Source organism: Floccifex sp. (assembly GCF_051873495.1).
GTDB lineage: Bacteria > Bacillota_I > Bacilli_A > Erysipelotrichales > Erysipelotrichaceae > Floccifex.
The window spans coordinates 1-2,174 of the sequence record NZ_JBJEEX010000050.1 but is presented as its reverse complement, the minus strand read 5'-3'; the positions used below and the strand labels follow the sequence as shown (position 1 = coordinate 2,174).

The window sequence follows — 2,174 nt, the reverse complement described above, 5'->3', positions numbered from 1 at the left end:
AAACTATTACCTAAAAAATACTTCTAAAAATGGAAATGTCAGTTTTGAACGGGAATTGTATGATGGTAAGAATAGTACGGTGGTTGAAAATAACATAAAAAAGCTTACTGCAGATGAAATAAAGGCGTATAAGGAACAATACAAAACTCAGACACCATTCAGACAATGGAAGTCACAATATGACGGAACAATAAGCGTTACGCAAAATCTTTCAGTTGCAGGAAGTTTTGACCAATCAAATTCTGTCAAAGCCCATGTCTATAAAGGAAACTCGGAAACTTCTGTCAGTTCGCTGGAAAGCATGGTGTCGGGGACAAAATCTTCTGAAAAATTAAATGCCTCGCTTAGTGTAACAAAAGATGAAAATCTATATTTCATAACAGAAACAGATGAACCATTGAATTCTGACATAAACTATAATATTAAGATTGATTATACTGATATAAAATCATATAAAGCACCTTTAAAAGTTCCTGTTTTTTTTCCCGAACAAAGGATAAACAGTCAGATACTGCCGGAAGCATTAAGCCCAATATACAATACAACTACAGAAACCCAATCAGGTGTAAATGGGAATAATATATATTGCCCTGTTTATGTACTAAAGGAAACATGGCAAAATTCAACAGATAAAGAAACATATTCTCAGTTGGTTAGCCAGGGAAGATTTTTGCCCGGAGCTTTTACAGAGAATCAGTTTGATAAAATACTTGAAAGTTTTTCTTCTAAAACAAATACAATAATCAACAAAAGATTTTTTACGGATGATGCTAACGAAGAATTAACTGAGAAAATAATATATGAGCGTTTTGCTGCCTGCTTTATCCATGATCTGACGAATAAAATTTATATCATTCGTGATAACAATGACATTAAGCTTTTTGACTTGCTTTATAATACTTTGGGACAAAAAGAAGTTTTGATTGACTCCTGGAATAATTACAGACTTTTTGATATTGATGCAGTATACGATAAAAATGGAATCATCTATGAACAGAAATCTGAAGTAACTTCAATAGATGCCAGAAGAGGTTCAGATATAACTGGAACCCAGTTAGAAAACGGAAATGTAATTATCCTTGGCGACTATGATGGCAAACTTCTGACTGCATCTATAAAAAATGGAAAAGTTTTCTTTGACAATATCGAACAACAGGATTTTACAGCGCAATTTGAAAAGCAAGATGGTGAAAACAAAGGAGAGACAGTTTTTATTGTCACTCTTGTGCATACATCAGATAATGAAAAAATAATCTATAATCTTACGGATTTTAAGCCGAAAGCCTTGAACCTTTCAAAGGAAGAATTACAGTTAATTGTTGACGAATATACTATTCTCTATGAATCGATTAATGATAGTTACTGGAACTGGAATGAAAAGCTTGAAGATGATGCCTATGAATGCCTAGAAGCTTTTGGAATGAATACAAACCAGCAGAAAAGATTTCTTGAACTTGTTTATGATAAGACAGTAAAAGAAATTATAGAAGAGGAAGAGAAAAAGCAAATTACTGTATATACAAAAAAACAGAACCTGGTCGGTCAGAATCTTATAGATGCTTCTGGTATTCTTGCTGATGTAAAGTTTAATACAATAATAAAAAATGAGTTTTCATATTATGAAAAATCAGATAATGATGAATACAATCTAAAAGATTTATATATAGCGGACATAACAGATGATGACACGCCAACAAGAAAAGATGATGAAAGTAAAATTATTGAAAAATGTAACAATCATGGATTTGGGAAATATTGTTTAGTACAAGTTTTCATAAGACATGATGAAAGTGGATTATACAAACTTGATGATAATTCAAAATTTAGCAGCCGAAGAATTGTATCAGGTGCAATTTCAATTACAGAAGAAAAATATTCTCCAGGGAAAACATCTTGGGATTCTTCAAGTACTTGGAGCGGCATAACACATTCAGACGAAAAAGTTTTGTATGAAGAAAAGAATCAAGATGAAGATGCTGTTATACAGGTCGAGCGTCAGGAAAAACTTTTTGCAGGAAATTCAAACTGGTTCTTTGGTATATGGATAAACGGCAAAACTGCCTTTAATGGAAAAAATATTGAATCAATTTTTGCTGCAAAAGATCATACAAAATATGATTATGACAAAGAAAAATTAAAAGACATGAGCAAAGAAGACGCTGCTGAAAAAAAAG

The 2,174-nt window shown here is 32.0% G+C and carries 1 protein-coding gene; it reads left to right on the top strand.

Annotated features, from left to right (window positions below):
• A partial coding sequence (locus ACI313_RS03085) for a hypothetical protein (protein WP_439755245.1) occupies positions 1 to 2,174 on the top strand: 2,174 nt, incomplete at both ends.